Source organism: Bacteroidales bacterium, assembly GCA_014860575.1.
Lineage (GTDB): Bacteria > Bacteroidota > Bacteroidia > Bacteroidales > JAAYJT01 > JAAYJT01.
In genome coordinates this window covers 1-17931 of sequence record JACZJK010000011.1, presented here as the reverse complement: position 1 = coordinate 17931, position 17931 = coordinate 1, and the positions used below count along the sequence as shown (strand labels likewise).

10 protein-coding genes are annotated in these 17931 nt (G+C 44.2%); 2 read left to right on the top strand and 8 right to left on the bottom strand.

The window, feature by feature from the left end; translation table 11 throughout:
• Positions 1-29: 29 nt before the first annotated feature.
• From IH597_01980 to secDF, 4 genes are all read right to left on the bottom strand, one after another.
• Positions 30-1199 carry a phosphoribosylformylglycinamidine cyclo-ligase gene (locus IH597_01980; protein MBE0661210.1) on the bottom strand — a complete coding sequence of 390 codons (1170 nt, stop codon included), beginning with the start codon at positions 1197-1199 and terminating at the stop codon, positions 30-32.
• Position 1200: 1 nt separating this feature from the next.
• Positions 1201-3669: an OmpA family protein gene (locus IH597_01975; GenBank protein MBE0661209.1), complete on the bottom strand. Its 2469-nt coding sequence runs from the start codon at positions 3667-3669 to the stop codon at positions 1201-1203.
• Positions 3670-3726: 57 nt separating this feature from the next.
• Positions 3727-4128: a twin-arginine translocase TatA/TatE family subunit gene (locus IH597_01970; protein MBE0661208.1), complete on the bottom strand. Its 402-nt coding sequence runs from the start codon at positions 4126-4128 to the stop codon at positions 3727-3729.
• A 112-nt stretch (positions 4129-4240) separates the two neighbouring features.
• On the bottom strand, positions 4241-7363 hold the full coding sequence (gene secDF, locus IH597_01965; GenBank protein ID MBE0661207.1) for a protein translocase subunit SecDF: 3123 nt from the start codon (positions 7361-7363) through the stop codon (positions 4241-4243).
• A gap of 207 nt (positions 7364-7570) precedes the next feature.
• Between secDF and IH597_01960 the strand changes: the two genes are divergently transcribed.
• Positions 7571-9844: a T9SS type A sorting domain-containing protein gene (locus IH597_01960; protein MBE0661206.1), complete on the top strand. Its 2274-nt coding sequence runs from the start codon at positions 7571-7573 to the stop codon at positions 9842-9844.
• Positions 9845-9847: 3 nt separating this feature from the next.
• Here IH597_01960 and IH597_01955 read toward each other — a convergent pair whose 3' ends face one another.
• From IH597_01955 to IH597_01940, 4 genes are all read right to left on the bottom strand, one after another.
• Positions 9848-10567 (bottom strand): TIGR00730 family Rossman fold protein, encoded by a 720-nt coding sequence (locus tag IH597_01955; GenBank protein MBE0661205.1) that lies wholly within the window; start codon positions 10565-10567, stop codon positions 9848-9850.
• Positions 10568-10704: 137 nt separating this feature from the next.
• Entirely contained in the window at positions 10705-13572 is a 2868-nt protein-coding gene (gene uvrA / locus IH597_01950; protein ID MBE0661204.1) for an excinuclease ABC subunit UvrA, read from the bottom strand.
• 373 nt (positions 13573-13945) lie between these two features.
• Entirely contained in the window at positions 13946-15385 is a 1440-nt protein-coding gene (locus tag IH597_01945; GenBank protein ID MBE0661203.1) for a glycogen-binding domain-containing protein, read from the bottom strand.
• Positions 15378-16349, bottom strand: coding sequence for an aspartyl protease family protein (locus tag IH597_01940; protein MBE0661202.1), 972 nt, complete (start codon positions 16347-16349; stop codon positions 15378-15380). The genes IH597_01945 and IH597_01940 overlap by 8 nt, the downstream gene beginning before the upstream one ends.
• A gap of 224 nt (positions 16350-16573) precedes the next feature.
• On the opposite strand from IH597_01940, the gene IH597_01935 reads away from it, so the two are divergent.
• Positions 16574-17869, top strand: a complete 1296-nt coding sequence (locus tag IH597_01935; GenBank protein MBE0661201.1) for a T9SS type A sorting domain-containing protein — start codon at positions 16574-16576, stop codon at positions 17867-17869.
• Positions 17870-17931 lie beyond the last annotated feature (62 nt).

Genomic DNA, 17931 nt, shown 5'->3' with positions numbered 1-17931 from the left:
GCAGGTAGTTTAAAATCAGTAGTATTTTATCAATAAACAAAAGTTCCTGCCAGGGATCGTATAGTAAGCTTTTTTGATTCAGCAGCTTCGCAGCGCCCGATAATCCTGGCTTCAACGCCAAAATTTTCAGAAATGGCAACAAGATCATCTGCAATTGCGGGTGAGACGTAAATTTCCATGCGGTGACCCATGTTGAAAACCTGGTACATTTCCTGCCAGCTTGTGCCCGATTGTTCCTGGATCATACTGAAAAGGGGAGGAACAGGAAAAAGATTGTCTTTGATCACATGCAGCTTCTCAATAAAATGAAGCACCTTGGTTTGTGCTCCGCCACTGCAATGCACCATACCATGGATTTGAGCCCTGAACTGCTTCAACACCTCACGGATTACCGGCGCATAGGTGCGGGTAGGGGAGAGTAGCAATTTTCCGGCATTGATGTCTGGAATCCCGGTTTCGCTTTCAAGTTTCAGTTTGCCGGAATAAACCAATTGGGCAGGAACCTGCGGATCAAATGACTCAGGATAAAGACTGGCGTAGATGTTATTGAGAAGATCATGGCGGGCAGAAGTAAGCCCGTTGCTGCCAATCCCGCCATTGTATTCTGTTTCGTAACTGGCCTTGCCAAAAGATGCCAGGCCAATGATTACATCGCCGGGTTGGATAGAGTCGTTGGAGATAATTTCGCTGCGGCGTACCCGCGCGGTGATGGTAGAGTCAACAATGATGGTGCGAACCAGGTCGCCAACATCGGCAGTTTCTCCACCTGTTGACCAGATGCCAATGCCCAGTTCCCTCATTTGCGCAAGAAAATCTTCCGTACCTTGTATGAGGGCAGTGATCACTTCGCCGGGAATCAGGTGCTTGTTTCTTCCAATAGTGGATGAAATCAGCATATTGTCACAAACTCCCACGCAAAGCAGATCGTCAAGGTTCATGACTATGGCATCCTGTGCGATCCCTTTCCAGACACTGAGATCCCCGGTTTCTTTCCAGTAAAGATAGGCAAGCGAGGATTTTGTGCCGGCTCCATCGGCATGCATGATATTACAATAATCAGAATCGCCGCCCAGATAATCAGGGATTATCTTGCAGAATGCCTTTGGAAATAAACCGCGGTCTGTAAGTTGAATGGCCTTGTGCACATCTTCTTTCGAAGCCGAAACACCCCGTTGCTGGTAACGCGATTGACCACTCATTTTATTTAAAGATAATCTGATTTTTTTCTTTATTGATGCTGTATGTACCAAACTGATTGAGCACGTTTTCGCCTATGGCCAGGGGTTCGATTTGGCGGTGGCTAACGGTAGCCTTTAAATCGTTAACAATCTTATCACCCACACGCAATTCACGAATGTTAAATACAGCCTGGTTGGCAATGGTTCCTGCGCCAAGGATTTTTTGGGCATCACCTTCAAAATCATTGCGGTTGATGGCGCCATCGGTAAGCAGTTTCAATGCTTGCTCCAGCGATACCTGCAGCATGTTACGTTCATAAGTATCAAGTGTGAAAATTAGGTTATAGCCATTGAGGATGCAAGGCACATAAATCTCTTCATTTTCACCGCTTCGGTATTGCACCACGTTTTCATCAGGGTTCACAACTACCTGGATGACTTCTCCGGGTTTTCTAGGTGTGGTTCTGGGCACATAATCGCGACTCAGCACGCGAAACTCAGTTCTCCGGTTCAACTGGTGTGCCGCTTCGCGGTGAGCAGTGGTAGGCAGAGATTCAATGTAAGGATCATCGAGCAAGGTTCCTGCCGTGAAGGTGAAGCCATCAAGGGTTATATCATTTTCAAGGTTTCTTGGAACGCGTTTGCCATAACCACGGGCCATCATCCTGTCGGCGGCAATACCTCGTTCAATAAGATAATTCACAACGGATTCTGCACGTCGTTGTGAAAGAATATCGTTGTACTCGAAGGTGTTGCGCGAATCGGTGTGCGCGGCAAGTTCAACTACGATGGTTGGGTTCTGATCCAGGATCTGGATCAGGCCCTGCAGCGAATCCTGGTATTGTGGCAGTAGGTCCCATTTGGCCAGTTCATAACGGATTTCGGGCAAAGGAATGGCTTTATCGGGAATTGGTTCGAGCATAAAATCAACTACGAAATCACGGTTCGCAAAAACATCAACTGTAGTATAAGCTCCTTTTTTAATAAAGAAGCCTTCATGGTCTACTGTGAGTTCGTAGGTTGTATTTGGCTTTATCTGCGATGGCGCGAAGCTATAGAAACCTTTTGCATCGGTACGGCCCTCAACAGATGTTACATTGGTTCCAACCATACTGATGGTTGCACCGGGCACAAACTGCAGGTTTGCTTCATTCTTTACAACACCCTGCAAAGTGAATACGAGCGGCGGTTTAATAAATGAATAAATATCGTCGCCGCCACGGCCACCACGACGATTAGAGCTGAAAAATCCAACTTCTTCGCCGGGTTTGAAAGTAATTCCAAAATCATCGCCCGGCGAATTGACAGGAAACTGCATGTTCACAGGTTTCTGCCATTGGCCGTCAACCATCGAAGATTTAAAAATATCGAGTCCGCCTATTCCCGGATGTCCAGTGGAACTGAAATACAAGATAGTATCATCGCGAAGAAATGGAAACATTTCGTCACCAAGGGTATTGATGAGTTCGCCGAGATTTTGCGCAGGAGCAAATTCATCGGTTGCTGAAGCACGTTTTGCAAACCATAGGTCCTTGCCGCCAACGCCTCCTTCAAAGTCGGCGCTGAAAATGATGGTAAGTTCATCGGAACTAAAGGTTGGATGGCCTACAACATGGGTGCTGTCGCCGCCAAGCTCAAGTTTTACGGGTTCGCTAAATGAATTTCCTTCGCGTGCCGCTCTGTATATCTGGCACCCGGCGCCACGCTCTTCTTCACTCTTCTGGCTGTAACAACGTGTAAAATATAGGTTTGTAAAGCGTTGTGTAAAGGTAGCAACGCCTTCGTGCGAACCGGTATTAACCATTTCGTTATTATCAACAAGCACCGGAGTACCCCAATCACCTTTGGGATCGCGCCGTGCATAGAACATATCGGAATAATTCATGTCAGTCCAGTCATCCTTGCCTTTGCCGGCAACACCGTCGCGGTTCGAGGCAAAAATGATTGAATTAAAATTACGGTCGGCATAATCGGGGGCAAAATCATCTTCCCTCGTGTTGATGCGGCGCTCGTTGGTAATTTCGTACTTGGTCGGGTTATCGAGCCAGTCGCGTGCAAGCTGAACAGATTCAAGACCTACCGTTCCGCGTGGATCTTCTGGTTCGAGTTCAATATATGCCAGGTAGGCTTCTTCGGCAAGGTCATATTTTTCGTTGATCCGCAACACATCGCCATAGCGCAGGAGTACAATGGGTTCGCGCTTTTCATAATTGACGCGGACCAATCTGCGGTAATTGACTTCAGCACGCCGTGTTTCATTCATGAAGCGATAAGCCTCACCCATCTTGAAGATGATGTAGTTTCTGTTGTCCTTATCACGGGTGCGCGAGTAAGCCTTTTTGTAGCGGTTAAGAGCATTGTTGAATTGATAGTTATCAAATGCTTTTTCAGCAGCTGCCATACGTCGGTTATAGCGCCTTTGGGCAATGCCTTGTTCAGGAACGGAAAAAATCAGGATCAGGAGGAAGATCAGACCTTTGATTAGCTTCATTTAATATGGGTTTTAACCGTTTGGTTTATTCAATGTATAGAACGGTGGCTGTATTAATTATTGTATGGGTTTTTCTGTTTTTTCCTCATTCTCATTGCCTTTTTCAATCACTCCTGCATCAGGTGTATCATTCTTAAGATAGACATCCGGAATCTCAGTTGATGCAGCTTCCACATTTTTCCTATGACGGGGTTCTAAAGGATCGTCATGAATGGGATCCAAGTCCTTTTTTAAACTATCGGTTGTTTTTTTCAGATCCCTTTCAATCACTGAAGTTTCATTCCTGAACTCTCTTGAAATGTCGCTTGAAGCCTTTTTCACTTCATTCATCATACGACCCAGTGAGCGTGCAACTTCTGGTATTTTGCTTGGCCCGAACACTATGAAAACTATCAGCAGGATTACGAATATTTCGCCACCGCTTATGTTAAAGAATAGTGTTACGAACCCAAAGTCCATCTGAGAATTATTATTTTTACAAAAGTAAAACTATTTGCTTATTGGCACTTAGCAAAAACGCCCATTAAAGGGCGTTTTTTGCATATCAATCAATAACAAGTAAATCAGGGCATTATTTTTTTGCAATGGTTTGCTCTGGTTTGCGGCGCGTGATCAAATCATAAGCAATTGGCGTTGCAGTAAACCATGAAGAATAGGTTCCTACCATTATACCTGCCAGCAGTGCAAATGCGAAGCCACGGATGACTTCTCCACCAAAAATGAAGATCGTTATAAGTACAACAATGGTTGTTCCTGCGGTATTCACCGTTCTTCCGAGGGTACTATTGATTGCATCATTGATGTTTTGATGCAATGGACGTTTTAAGTGCAGGGAGACGTTTTCACGAATACGGTCAAAGATAACAACGGTGTTATTCACCGAGTACCCTATGATGGTGAGAATTGCAGCAATAAATGCCTGGTCAACCTCAAGGCTGAAAGGCAATATCCCATAGAAAATAGAGTAGAGCGATATCACGATCAGGGAGTCATGGAACAATCCGGCAACAGCGCCAACACCATATTGCCAGCGTTTAAACCTGAAGGCAATGTATGCGAAGATGATTAACAGGGCAAAAGATACCGCAATAATAGCTGCTTGTTTGATATCACGGGCTACGGTGGGACCAATTTTTTGCGAACTCAAACGGCCAAGGATTTTCTCATCATCATCGGAAGTAAAATCGTCAAAAGATAATGGATCCTGGTAGAACCCGGCAACACCTTTGTAAATACCAGACTCAACAATGGAGTCTGCTTCCGGTGTGTCAATGTCAATCATGTATTTTGTTGTAATTTTCACCTGATTTGAAGGGCCGAATGTTTTTACTTCAGGCGCTGTGCCAAGTTCGCCAGCCAAAGCTGCACGTACATCAACGGTACTTACATTTTGATCGAAACGAACAACGTATGTACGCCCGCCAGTGAAATCGACACCATAATTCAGGCCTTTGAAAGTCAGGGAGGCAAGTCCGATCACGATGACACTCGCCGAAATAATATAGGAATATTTGCGGAAGTGCAAGAAGTCGAATTTGGTGTTGGTAAAAAGTTCCCGGGTAAAATTGTTATCAAAAGTAATCTTCCGGTTTTTTTCAAGTTGCCAATTGAATATCAAACGCGTTAGAAAGATTGAAGTGAACAAAGAGGAACAGATACCAATAATAAGGGTTGTTGCAAAACCTTGTACGGGGCCGCTTCCGAAAATATATAACACAATACCTGTTAGCAAGGTAGTTACGTTACCGTCAATAATGGCGGAATAAGCATTTTTGTACCCGTCGGTAATGGCAAGCTTTAGGCCTTTACCGGCTCTTAGTTCTTCGCGTACCCTTTCAAAGATAATTACGTTGGCATCAACAGCCATACCGATAGTGAGCACAATACCTGCGATGCCGGGAAGTGTTAAAACGGCCCCCAGCGAGGCAAGAACTCCCAGAATGAAGAATATATTTGCAAGCAGCGCAAGGTCGGCAACTAATCCTGCCTTGTTATAATAGAAGATCATATAAGCAAGCACAAGGATAAAAGCAATGAGGAATGAAAGCAAACTGGCAGAAATTGCTTCGCGGCCCAGCGATGGACCAACAATTTCTTCCTGAACGATACGTGCCGGTGCAGGCATCTTACCAGATTTAAGAATGTTTGCAAGGTCCTGGCCTTCCTGGATGTCGAACTCGCCGGAGATTGATGAACGGCCGGTTGGGATTTCATCGTTGACACGGGGAGCAGAGTAAACATAACCATCGAGCACAATAGCAATCTGCCGGCCAATATTATCACCTGTCAATCTTCTCCATGTGCGAGCGCCTTCGGCATTCATGGTCATGCTTACTTCAACCTGTCCTAACTGGCCGTATTCCTGGCGGGCGTCAATGATTACTTCTCCGGTGAGCGGGGCAAGGCCATCACGCGATGTTACCTTCAGAGCAACAAGCTCAAGTACATCGGGTGTATGTTTAGCTGGCTTTACATTCCAGGCCATTTTCAGGTTGCGTGGGAAAACCTCATTCACGCTCCTGAGCATACGGTTTACCCTTGCAGTATCTTTGATAGCGGCAAATCCGATTGAGGAACCTTCGCTGGGGTAAACCATGCCGTCGTTACCCTGGAAAAAATTAGGCTGAAGGTAGTTAAACAATGGATTTTCCCTGGCCCATTCTTCGCGGCTGCGATCCGCTGCCGAATCAGTTAAGGTTGTATCGGTTGCCAGCAAATCATCAAGTGATTGATCGCCTTCGGCAGTTGGTTCTGTGGTTTCAGTTTCTTCCACAACAGGCTGATCAGGAGTAACGGGTTCTTCCGGCTGTGTAAGGTCGTCGCTTTGAATAGATTCACGTTCCTGAATTGCAAGCAGACGGGTATTGGCTTCGGTAAAATAATTGGCAATTTCATTAAACTGGTAGGTTTCCCAGAATTCGAGCTGAGCAGTTCCCTGCAAAAGTTTCCTCACACGTTCCGGTTCCTTTATACCAGGGAGTTCTACCAAAATTCTTCCGGAAGCCGGCAACAATTGAATATTGGGCTGTGCGACTCCAAAACGGTCAATACGTGTACGGAGAATATTGAAAGAACGGTCAATAGCATCGTCAATTTCATCGCTTATGAGTGAAATAACCTCAGCATTGGTAGAATTGAAACGGATGCGATCCTTAAACTCAGGAGCATTGATGAAGATAGCTGCAAGACTGGCGTTGGGATCAATCGTCGTAAATGATTCAGCAAAAAGGGTAATGAGTTCTTTCTGACTAGTTTTTTCCTCTTCAACAGCCATTTCGATTGCCTGTACGAAGACAGGATTGTTGCTGTTTCCGGAGAGTGACCTGATAATATCAACAACTGAAATTTCGAGTGTTACGTTCATCCCTCCCTTAAGGTCAAGGCCGAGATTGAGTTCACGTTCCTTTGTTTCCTGGAAAGTGTATTTCCTTATTCCAATATTATATACAACCTGATTGCTCATTGAATCAAGGTAATACCTTTCGCGCGATTTCGCTATCGAATCATAGTAATATGCTTCCAGTACCTTGTCATTGTCGGCGAGCTTTGCAGCAAGCTGGCGGTTATCTTCATGATGGGCGTAGGTTCGTGCTTTACTCTCAACTCGCGTAGATATAAAGGTGAACGACAACTGGTAAAGACATACCAAGGCGAAAGCGATGGCGAAAAACTTAATGGCTCCTTTACTTTGCATTTGTTAATGGGTTTAAGAATATCTGAAATAACTACCTTTGTTTTTTTTGAGGGTGCAAAGATAGAATTATAGCTGTAAATTAACAATTTATTCAAAGCTGAAAAAAAAATGGCTTTCCGATCACTTGCATATTGATTGAAAATGTCATTTTCACACACTTTTACATCTGACTTTCAGAGGTTTTCATGATTAACAACCTACTGCTTTATGCGAATATCAGTGAACATGTTTTTTATTCTCGTCATACTGAGCACCAGTGTGATGGCGCAGGAATATCACGACTTTGGCTTCGAACGCAGCATAAACATTCAGGTTTTTGGTTCGGAAAGCGAACATCTTGACCTTGCCTGGACCGGAGGCTTGAATGCCTGTCAGTTCCATTCTTTCGATCTCAATTTCGATGGCATTGACGATTTGATAGTTTTCGATAGACATGGGAACCGCTTGCTGACTTTTATAAACAATGGCAGCGGCAGCGAATATGCTTTCAGTTTTGCACCCGAATACATTGATAACTTCCCGGCAATGGAGCATTGGGTTCAGTTTATTGATTATAACAATGATGGCAAAAAGGACATTTTCACCTATACAATAGGCGGGATCAAAGTGTACAGGAATATCTCAGAAGCAAACATCGAATTTGAGCAAGTTACGTTTCCTTACCTGCGCTCATTGTATGGAAACATTCAAACCAACCTGCTTGTGACCAATGTTGATTATCCTGCAATTGTTGACCTCGATAGTGATGGCGATCTTGACATACTTACCTTCTGGGGCCTGGGAACCTTTCTTGAAATGCATACCAATCAATCCTTTGAACTATACGGACACAGCGATTCGCTGGTTTATGCCAAAACTGATTATTGCTGGGGTTGGTTTGCCGAAAGTGACGAATCAAATGACATCACACTCGACACCTGTCTCATTTTCAAAAACAACGGCTTTTTGAACCAAATGGCAAACACTAAAGAACGGCACACAGGATCAACATTATTAACCCTCGACATGACCGGCAATGGTTTGCAGGATCTTATTCTTGGTGATATTGACTACCCAGGCCTGTTTCTATTAGAGAACGAAGGAACAATTGTTTCGGCTTATATGGCTGGATACGATACCGTGTTTCCGGCGAATACAAGGCCGGTATCGCTGTTTTCTTTTCCCGTAGCCAATTATCTGGATATGAATAACAATGGCCTCAAAGATCTTGTTGTTTCAACGTTCGATCCAAGCTTAAGGCGATCAAACCATCACCATACTGTTTGGCTTTACAATAATACCGGCACCAACGAAATGCCGGTTTTTGAGTTCGAACGCGATGATTTATTACAACACCGTATGATAGATGTTGGAGCGGGCGCTATACCTCTTTTGTTCGACCTTGACGGAGATGGCTTGCTTGATTTGCTGGTTTCAAACTATGGCTATAATGACACGTGTTTTTTCGATCAGTTCTTTAATTTGCAATGCAAATATGTTTCGCAAATCGCGTTCTATAAAAATACCGGAATTCAGGGCAGTCCGGCATTTACATTAATTAATGCTGATTTTGCGAACCTTTCTGAATTAGGCCTGAAAGCAATATATCCAAGTCTGGCCGACATTGACAATAACGGAAAGTTAGAAATGCTCATCGGTAATGAGGCTGGCAACTTGCTTTTGTTTACCGAACAATCCAGGCAAAATGGCTTACCAGTATTTGAGTTGATTGATGATAATTATCAACAAATTTCTGTTTGCGGCTTTAGTGCGCCCCAATTAATTGATTTAAACAATGATGGTTTGATAGACCTGGTATTGGGTCGGGCAAACGGAAAGCTAAGCTACTACCAAAATAGTGGCACGCTTTCAAATCCCTCATTTATAAAAGTCACCGATGAATTGGGAGGCGTAAATGTAACAGACCCAATGTTATCTTATACAGGCCACAGCATTCCACATTTCTTTCGCGATGTTGAAAATAAATTAAAGCTTTTCGTTGGTTCAGAATCGGGACGTATCCTTTACTTTAAGGATATTGATAACAATCTTGATAGTGGGTTCACACTTGCTGAAGAAAGATTGCTACTCATCAATGAAGGCATTCGCACCGCGCCAGCTCTGGGATGGATGAGTGGCAATGATTTTCCTGATTTGATTATCGGTAACTACCGGGGCGGGCTTTCTTATTACCGTGGAATCACGCCTAAGCCGTTTGGTATCAAAAAGCCAGTTATTCCAGGACAAACTAGCTTTGATGTTTTTCCGAATCCGGCTTCAACAAGCCTTACATTGACTCATAAAAACAGTAGGAATTATACGACTGAGCTGCAGGTTTTTGATCTTACCGGAAGGTTAATTTTTGAAGAAAAGGCCTTGCAAAACCCTTTAAATATTCAAGTAAGAAATTGGAATCGTGGGTTATACCTATTCAGTGTGAAATTCAAAAACCTGCAAGGAGATGAGTGGGTTAATAGAAAAAAAGTGATGATTTCGGATTAAGTCTTAGAAATTCGGCTTCAGCGCGTATTTTTCGTAGAACTCTTCAATTTTCTGAACCGCTTCTTCCGCCGTATCAACCAGCGAAAACAGGTTCATATCCTGCGGGCTGATCTTCTGTTCTTCGAGCAAGCGTTCCTCGATCCAGGCAAGTAAACCTTCCCAATAGGATTTTACTACGAGAACTATTGGGAAACTGACCAGTTTATGCGTTTGTATTAAAGTTATTGCTTCAAACAATTCATCAAGTGTACCGAAGCCACCGGGAAGCACAATATAGCCTTGGGCGTAACGCATGAACATGACTTTGCGGACAAAGAAATAATCAAAATTGATGAGTTTATCTGGATCAATAAAAGGATTAGAATACTGCTCATGCGGGAGCACGATGTTCAGTCCCACCGATTTGCCTCCGCCATAATGAGCGCCCTTATTCGCAGCTTCCATGATTCCGGGGCCACCACCGGTGATGATGCCAAAACCTTTCTTGGTAAGCAGGTAGGCAATCTGCTCAGCCAGTTTGTAATATGCATGGCTTGGTTTGGTTCGGGCCGATCCGAAAATTGACACACAAGGCCCGATGCGACCCATTGTTTCATAGCCATCAACAAATTCGGCCATGATCTTAAAAACCGACCATGAATCGTGGGATTTAATCTCGTTCCAGTCTTTTTGCGTAAATGCAGCCCTGATACGATCTTCGGAATTAAATTCGTTGTGGTTCATGGGGTTCAGTGTTCGGCGTTATTTAATTGGCAAAAATAATCAATTTGTATCGAATCGTTTACAAATGGAATAACCTTATGATATAAAGCGATTTATCTATAAGTCTGTATCATACTTTTTGAGACTATGAAATCTAATCAGACTTTAAGCTCTTCCTTCAAAAACTCCGCCGTATATCCTTTGTTTTGCCTGATGATTTCTTCCGGGGTGCCTTGCGTTACGATGGTTCCGCCGGCATCGCCGCCATCGGGTCCCATGTCAATGATGTAATCAGCGGTTTTGATCACCTCCATGTTGTGCTCAATCATGATGATCGTATTCCCTTTTTCCATGAGGCGGTTCAGCACATCCAGCAATACTTTTACATCTTCAAAATGCAGGCCGGTAGTGGGTTCGTCGAGGATGTACAGGGTTTTGCCTGTATCTTTACGCGAAAGTTCGGTGGAGAGTTTTACCCGTTGTGCTTCACCGCCTGAGAGCGTTGTGCTTTGTTGTCCGAGGGTTATATATCCCAGGCCAACTTCCTGGATGGTTCTGATCTTGTGTACGATAGGAGGGATGTTTTCAAAAAACTCAACCGCCTGGTTAATGCTCATGTCCAGCACATCGCTGATGGATTTGCCTTTGTAGCGGACTTCCAGTGTTTCGCGGTTGTAGCGCTTGCCATAGCAGGTATCGCAAAGCACATGTACATCGGGCAGGAAATTCATTTCAATAACTTTTACTCCGGCGCCTTTGCAGGTTTCGCATCGCCCGCCTTTAACGTTAAATGAGAAACGGCCGGGTTTATAACCGCGGATCTTAGCTTCAGGCAATTGTGTGTACAACTTTCGTATTTCATCAAATACACCGGTATATGTGGCTGGGTTCGAACGCGGTGATTTTCCAATTGGCGATTGGTCAATTTCAATCACTTTGTCAATATTGTCTATGCCTTCAATTTTCTTATACGGCAGGGGCTCTTGCTCGGCGCGGTAAAAATGGCGGTTGAGAATAGGAAATAAAGTTTCGTTGATAAGCGATGACTTGCCGCTGCCCGATACACCGGTAATGCAAACAAACAATCCAAGCGGGATTTTCAGATTCACATTTTTAAGGTTATGCCCGGTAGCGCCGTTGAGTTTAAGATGATGGCCATTGGGCGCCCGGCGATGTGCCGGTACTGCTATGGATTTCTTCCCGCTAAGATACTGGCAGGTAATAGTATTGCAGTCGTGCATTTCTTTTGGCGAACCTTGTGCGACAATCCTGCCGCCAAGCCTCCCGGCGCCAGGGCCGATGTCAACCACATGATCGGCAGCCAGGATCATATCCTTGTCGTGCTCAACCACTAACACTGAATTTCCAATATCCCTTAAATTCTGCAAAGCTTTGATGAGCCGTTGATTATCACGTTGGTGAAGGCCGATACTGGGTTCGTCCAGAATATATAAAACGCCCACCAGTTGCGACCCGATCTGTGTGGCCAGCCGAATCCGTTGCGATTCGCCGCCACTGAGGCTGGCTGCAGGCCGGTTCAGGGTAAGATAACCCAATCCGACTTGCAATAAAAACTCAATGCGGTTATTGATTTCCCGGAGGATTTCGCGTGCAACAACCTGCCGGCGCTCGTCAATTTTTTCAAGCACTTCATTTACCCATGCTGCAAGGTGAATAAAATCAAGGTCAATCAACTCACCAATGGATGTGCCTGCCACCCTGAAATGCAGCGATTCCTTTTTGAGCCTGCTGCCATTGCATTCAGGACATTCTACTTTGTTCATGAATCCGGAAGCCCATTTTCTGATTCCCGCCGAGTTTGACAGGGCATCCTGGCTCATGATAAAGTTAATGATGCCATCGAAGTTAAGGTTGTAAGTGCTTGTAACTCCGAGGTATTCGTTTTTTACTTTAATCAATTCGTGCGAACCGTAAAAAAGCGTATCCAGGGTTTGCTGGCTAAGTTCACCCACTGGCGTGTCCATGGTATAGCCATGTTTCAGCAAAATTCCTTCCACCTGTTTGAAAATCCATGTAGGTTTGAATTCACCCAAGGGTGCAAGTCCGCCTTTGCGGATACTGCGTTTGGGCTCGGGCATGATGCGGCTCATATCGGCCTGCGAGATCACACCAAGCCCGTTGCATTTAGGACAGGCCCCATACGGCGAATTGAAGGAAAATGAATTGGGTTCAGGTTCATCATAGCTAATTCCTGTGGTGGGATCCATCAAGGAACGACTGAAATACTGAACCTCGTTATTTGTCTCACTCATCACCAGGAGCGAGCCTCGGCCATGTTTCATGGCTGTCTGAACCGATTGTGCGAGCCGCCTGCCGGAAGCCTCATTAATCTTCAGGCGATCAATCATTAACTCGATATCGTGGATTTTGTAGCGGTCGAGTTGCATGCCAAAGCTGAGTTCTTTCACTTCACCATCAATTCGAACCTTCAGAAAGCCCTGGCGGCGCATATTGTCAAGCATTTCTCGGTAATGTCCTTTGCGGCCTTTTACAAGTGGCGCCAGCACCATAATATTTTGCTCACTAAACTTTTTTTGGATCAGACCAATAATCTGTTCTTCGGTGTAGCGAACCATTGGTTCACCGGTAACATGCGAATAGGCATCGGCAACACGGGCAAATAACAAGCGAAAAAAATCATAAATCTCGGTGATAGTTCCAACGGTAGAACGTGGATTGCGACCGGATGATTTTTGCTCAATAGCAACCACAGGGCTCAAACCGCTGATCTTATCCACATCGGGTCTTTCAAGATTACCGATGAATTGCCTGGCGTAAGCGGAAAATGTTTCCATATAGCGGCGCTGGCCTTCGGCATAAATGGTATCAAATGCAAGAGAAGATTTACCGCTGCCGCTCAAACCTGTGATCACAACCAGTTTGTTTCGGGGAATAGAAACATCAATGTTTTTGAGATTGTGCACACGCGCTCCCAGCACCTCAATGAGTTCTTCACTTTTGTTTATTTCTTCTGACTTTACAGATTTTACAATTTCTTCCCTCATGGATATGGCGCCTCTAAAAAGTCTGCAAAATTACTGAAAATAATGGCAGCTTGGTTTGGCTGGATGTATCCGGGAATGACAACTATAGGTGCAGCGCACCGAAATATTTGTAGAGGAAGAAGTTTGTAAGGCTTTAAAGGTGCAGCGCACCGCAACATTAATCTCTGGTCGAAGATATATTTCGGTGCGCTGCACCTTCAATTAAGATTTTAATTGCTATTTCTACAAATAGTACGGAGCTCTGCACCTGTATGGATGCGAGGATAGTGTAATGATTTTATATAGGCAGAAATGGTTCTCCACTACAAGCAAATCATTGTTCTAATACATTGAAAGGTATGAGCCGGATTAGCTTCTTGCTAACGTTGCTAGTTCATTGTTCTATCCAGAGAACCGAATTGCCGCCACCAAATTCGTTTTCTTCCCACAGTGGGTTGGCTGGGTCGAGTATCCATTCACCGTCCACGATGAATTTGTAGCTGTGTCTGCCATAAGCCAGATTAACAGGAAAAACCCATTCCCCATCCCTGAATACCATACGGTATTGCTTTGTATGCCAGCCATTGAAACTTCCTGCAACAATAACATGGTTCGCATCGGTGAAACCCTGTAACTTAAAAACATGGTTTGGCTTGAATGCCACAAAAGAATTAACATAGTCGCCTTCGCCTGTTGTAAAAGGATTAAGCGGATCAGCGATCCAACGGCCATCCACAATAAGCTTGTATTCGTAATTGCCCGCTGCAAGCACGTAGGGCAATTGCCAAATACCAGCTTTCTTTTCCATTAATAATTCGCCTGTGTTCCAGGCGTTAAAACTGCCGGTAAGTATAACTGACCCGGCCTCAGGATAATTTTTAAGTTTAAAAACAAGTGTGTCGCCTATTCCTAAAAATGAATTGTAATTGCCCGAGCCATCAGGCCGTACATAAGGGTTAGCGGGATCATTGATCCACCGGCCATCAACAATGAATTTATAGGCATGTGTTCCTTCCCGCAGATATAATGGAAGCTCCCATCCTGCCGGGGTCCTTTTCATATCAAGCTCTCTTTGATTCCAGGAATTGAAGCTACCTGCCACCGTTACCCTCCGGGCATTGCTTTCATTGGCCAACGTGAAAACATGGTTGTAGCAATATACCACAGAGTTATAGCTGCGGTGTCCGTCTTTTTCTTTCAGCTTGTTGTTTGGGTCGTACATCCAGTTTCCGTCAACAATAAATTTATAGTAATGCTTGCCAGCCGGAAGCTGCAGGCAGACTTCCCATCCCTTTTCAGTTTTTTGCATAGGAAGTTGCATGGTGCTCCATTGATTAAAGGAGCCCGATAAAAAAACTGATCTGGCTTTATTTTGGTCAGGAAGTAAGAAACAGGCCAGACCATCATGATAGTTAAAAACTTCAGCAGAAGTAAAACTGTTTCGGCCATAATTCGCTGGTATGCTGACCGGTGGCGGAGGCTTAGCATGATCCCGTTGCCCTGAGAATAAAATGTATTCAAGATGTGCGTCTGAGTCTTTGCCGAAGTCTTTTGATAATTCCAACTGACCTTTTCTGACAGTCCTGACGATCCATTCGGTACTGTCGTTAATAAAATCCATTTGCTCGTTAAAAATAGCACTGACTATCAGGCTGTCGAGATCATACAACTCAGCAAACCGTGCTCTTTCCTCATTGTTCCAGTTAAGATTGATGTTAAGGACAAATCTTCCATCAATCATTTTTCCGGCTTTTTCCGGCTCTGTTTGCCCCCAAATCAAGTTTGTGTAGCAAAGGGCAATTATTAACACAAAATATTTCAGGAGTTTATTCATTTTTATCGTTCTTATTAAATACAATACCAAGTTTTTTTTGCCGGAAGTTTATAATAAACACTCCTTTTTCAAGGAAATCGCAACCCAGCATTCCATCAATGCGAACACCATAGGTATTGCTCATGGAGTTCAGATTGGTAATAATAGTGTTCATTTCCGAAAAGTGGGATTTACCCAGAGAGAAATCATTCATTGATCCATACAGTACTTCAACGCTCTGGGCTCTCGCACCGCGAAGCTTCGATCTTCCAGAAACGCTCACAGTACTGAGAACCTTGTTTGGCAGGTGACTACCAAGAACATTGCTCTCTGCGCCAGTATCAATGCAGAAAATGAGCTTTCTGTCAGCAATATAGCCATCAACAAAAATAACATCCACAAAAACCTGTATGGGCAGATTGATATCAGTTGATAGCAAACCTCCTGATGTTGCAAGCCTTTTACCGCCAAAATCGAGCCGGTGCAATTCCAGAACACTGCGATAAAGATCAATTACAACTTCAAAATCTGAGATCAGATTAAGGCCAAAAAATCCCAGCACTTTCACGTTCCTGGCTGTTTCAATATGCCCGAGATCTGTTATATCTGCTTCAAGGTTCTGAAAATTAATTTCCGATATCTGCAGGTTTTTAATCCGCGAACTAGCTAAAGTGCCAGTTGATCCGGTAATTCCGCCAGCCATCAGGCTCCCCGTTTTTCGGTTGTGCCTGAAGTAAATACTGTTCAGCACAAGCCTGGATGAACCAGTATCAAGTATCAGATTGCCAGGTACACTGTCAATGATTGCCTCGAGAAGTATAAGGTTACCTGCCCTTTTTAGTGGTATGGTGATGGATTCAAAATCATCGGTAATGCTGCTGGTTATTATTGATATAGTATGATCCGGCCAGGAATCAACCCTGAATTCCTGGCAGGATTTATTGACCGGTAAAGCCAACACTTCAGGAAAATATTGGATTGACATGACAGGCAAAAAGCAAAAACAGAGCAAAGTAAGTTTCAGCATTCCCTTAGAATAGAAGATTAAACAAGAAAGCAAAGGTAGCGGAATTGATTGAAGTACGCTATTCTGCAGCAACGCTATTGCACACAGCAGATTTTTTGTAATTTTGTTAGCATTAAGTTTGAAAAGTGTTCAAAGTCAATCAATTTAAAGTAATTGGAACGACCACCCAAACTCATATTGATATGAAAACAATGAAGATGAGCTTTTTTCCGAGAAAGCATTTGCTGGTTTTTATGCTGGTTTTAGTGTTCATGCCCGGGGCTTCAGCCCAGTTTTATTACATCAACTTTGAGGGAAACGGGGCAGCGCTTTTTGTAGATAGTGTGAAGGTTCACAACATTACCCAGGAAACCTCGCTGGTGATGAATGGATCGGATACATTATTCCTTTTTGGAACTGTTGGAAACACAGAGCCTGTTACTTCAATGGAAAGCGAACTTGTGCTTTTTCCGAATCCAGCAGGGAATATATCCTATTTCAAATTTCCTGTATCTGAACCTGGAGATCATGTAATCAGCGTATATAACCTAAGTGGAGAACCAATTGCCAGTTCGAAGGTGATGTTGGGTAAAGGATTTCATGAATTTGAGATTTCAGGATTGAGAACGGGGTTTTACCACTTACAGGTTGTTAGCGGAAACATGAAACTTGGCAGCAAACTGATAATGACAGAATCGGCCAACGACGATCCGACGATCAGAAAAATAGCTGACAACCCGGTGCATCATGAAGCAATATTTAAGTCAGGCAGGGGAGTGGTTGAAATGCAATACAATACTGATGATCTGCTGCTGATAACCTGCTATGCGGATATTTATGCCGTTGTGATCCCGCTTGTGGCAATCAAAAGTGAAACCATCACTGCCCAGTTTGTTCCATGCACAGATGGCGATGGAAATCACTATCCTGTGGTTTTTATTGGTTCGCAGATTTGGATGGCACGCAACCTGGCAACTACCAAATACTCTGATGGAAGCGATATACCCAACATCACGGTGGGTTCAACATGGAGTAACCTGACTACCGGCGCATATGTGTGGTATGGCAACAATATTTCCAACAAACAAGTTTACGGTGGATTGTATAATTGGTATGCTACCAATCCCGCTACCAACGGTAACAAAGAATTATGTCCGGAAGGATGGCGGGTTGCAAGCGACGCAGATTTTACAGCACTGACAAGCTTTCTTGGCTCAACCACAACTGCCGGTGGTAAATTAAAGGAAACAGGGTTCACACACTGGAATAGCCCGAATACAGGAGCCACCAATGAAAAAGGGTTTACAGCTTTGCCAGGTGGCTGGCGTGGCTGGAATGCCAATTTCCAGGATATGGGCACTTATTGCTGGTTTTGGACGCAAACTGAACAGGTCGGCAATTTCGCCTGGTTACGCAACATGTTTCACAACGCCGCCAATATGGGACGAGGCACCGTGAACAAAAGCCATGGTTTGGCTATCAGGTGTATTAAGGATTAATCGAGCAATAACCCATTAAACAGTAACTTATAAGTTGCCGGTGTCTGGCCGCGGTGGTGAGG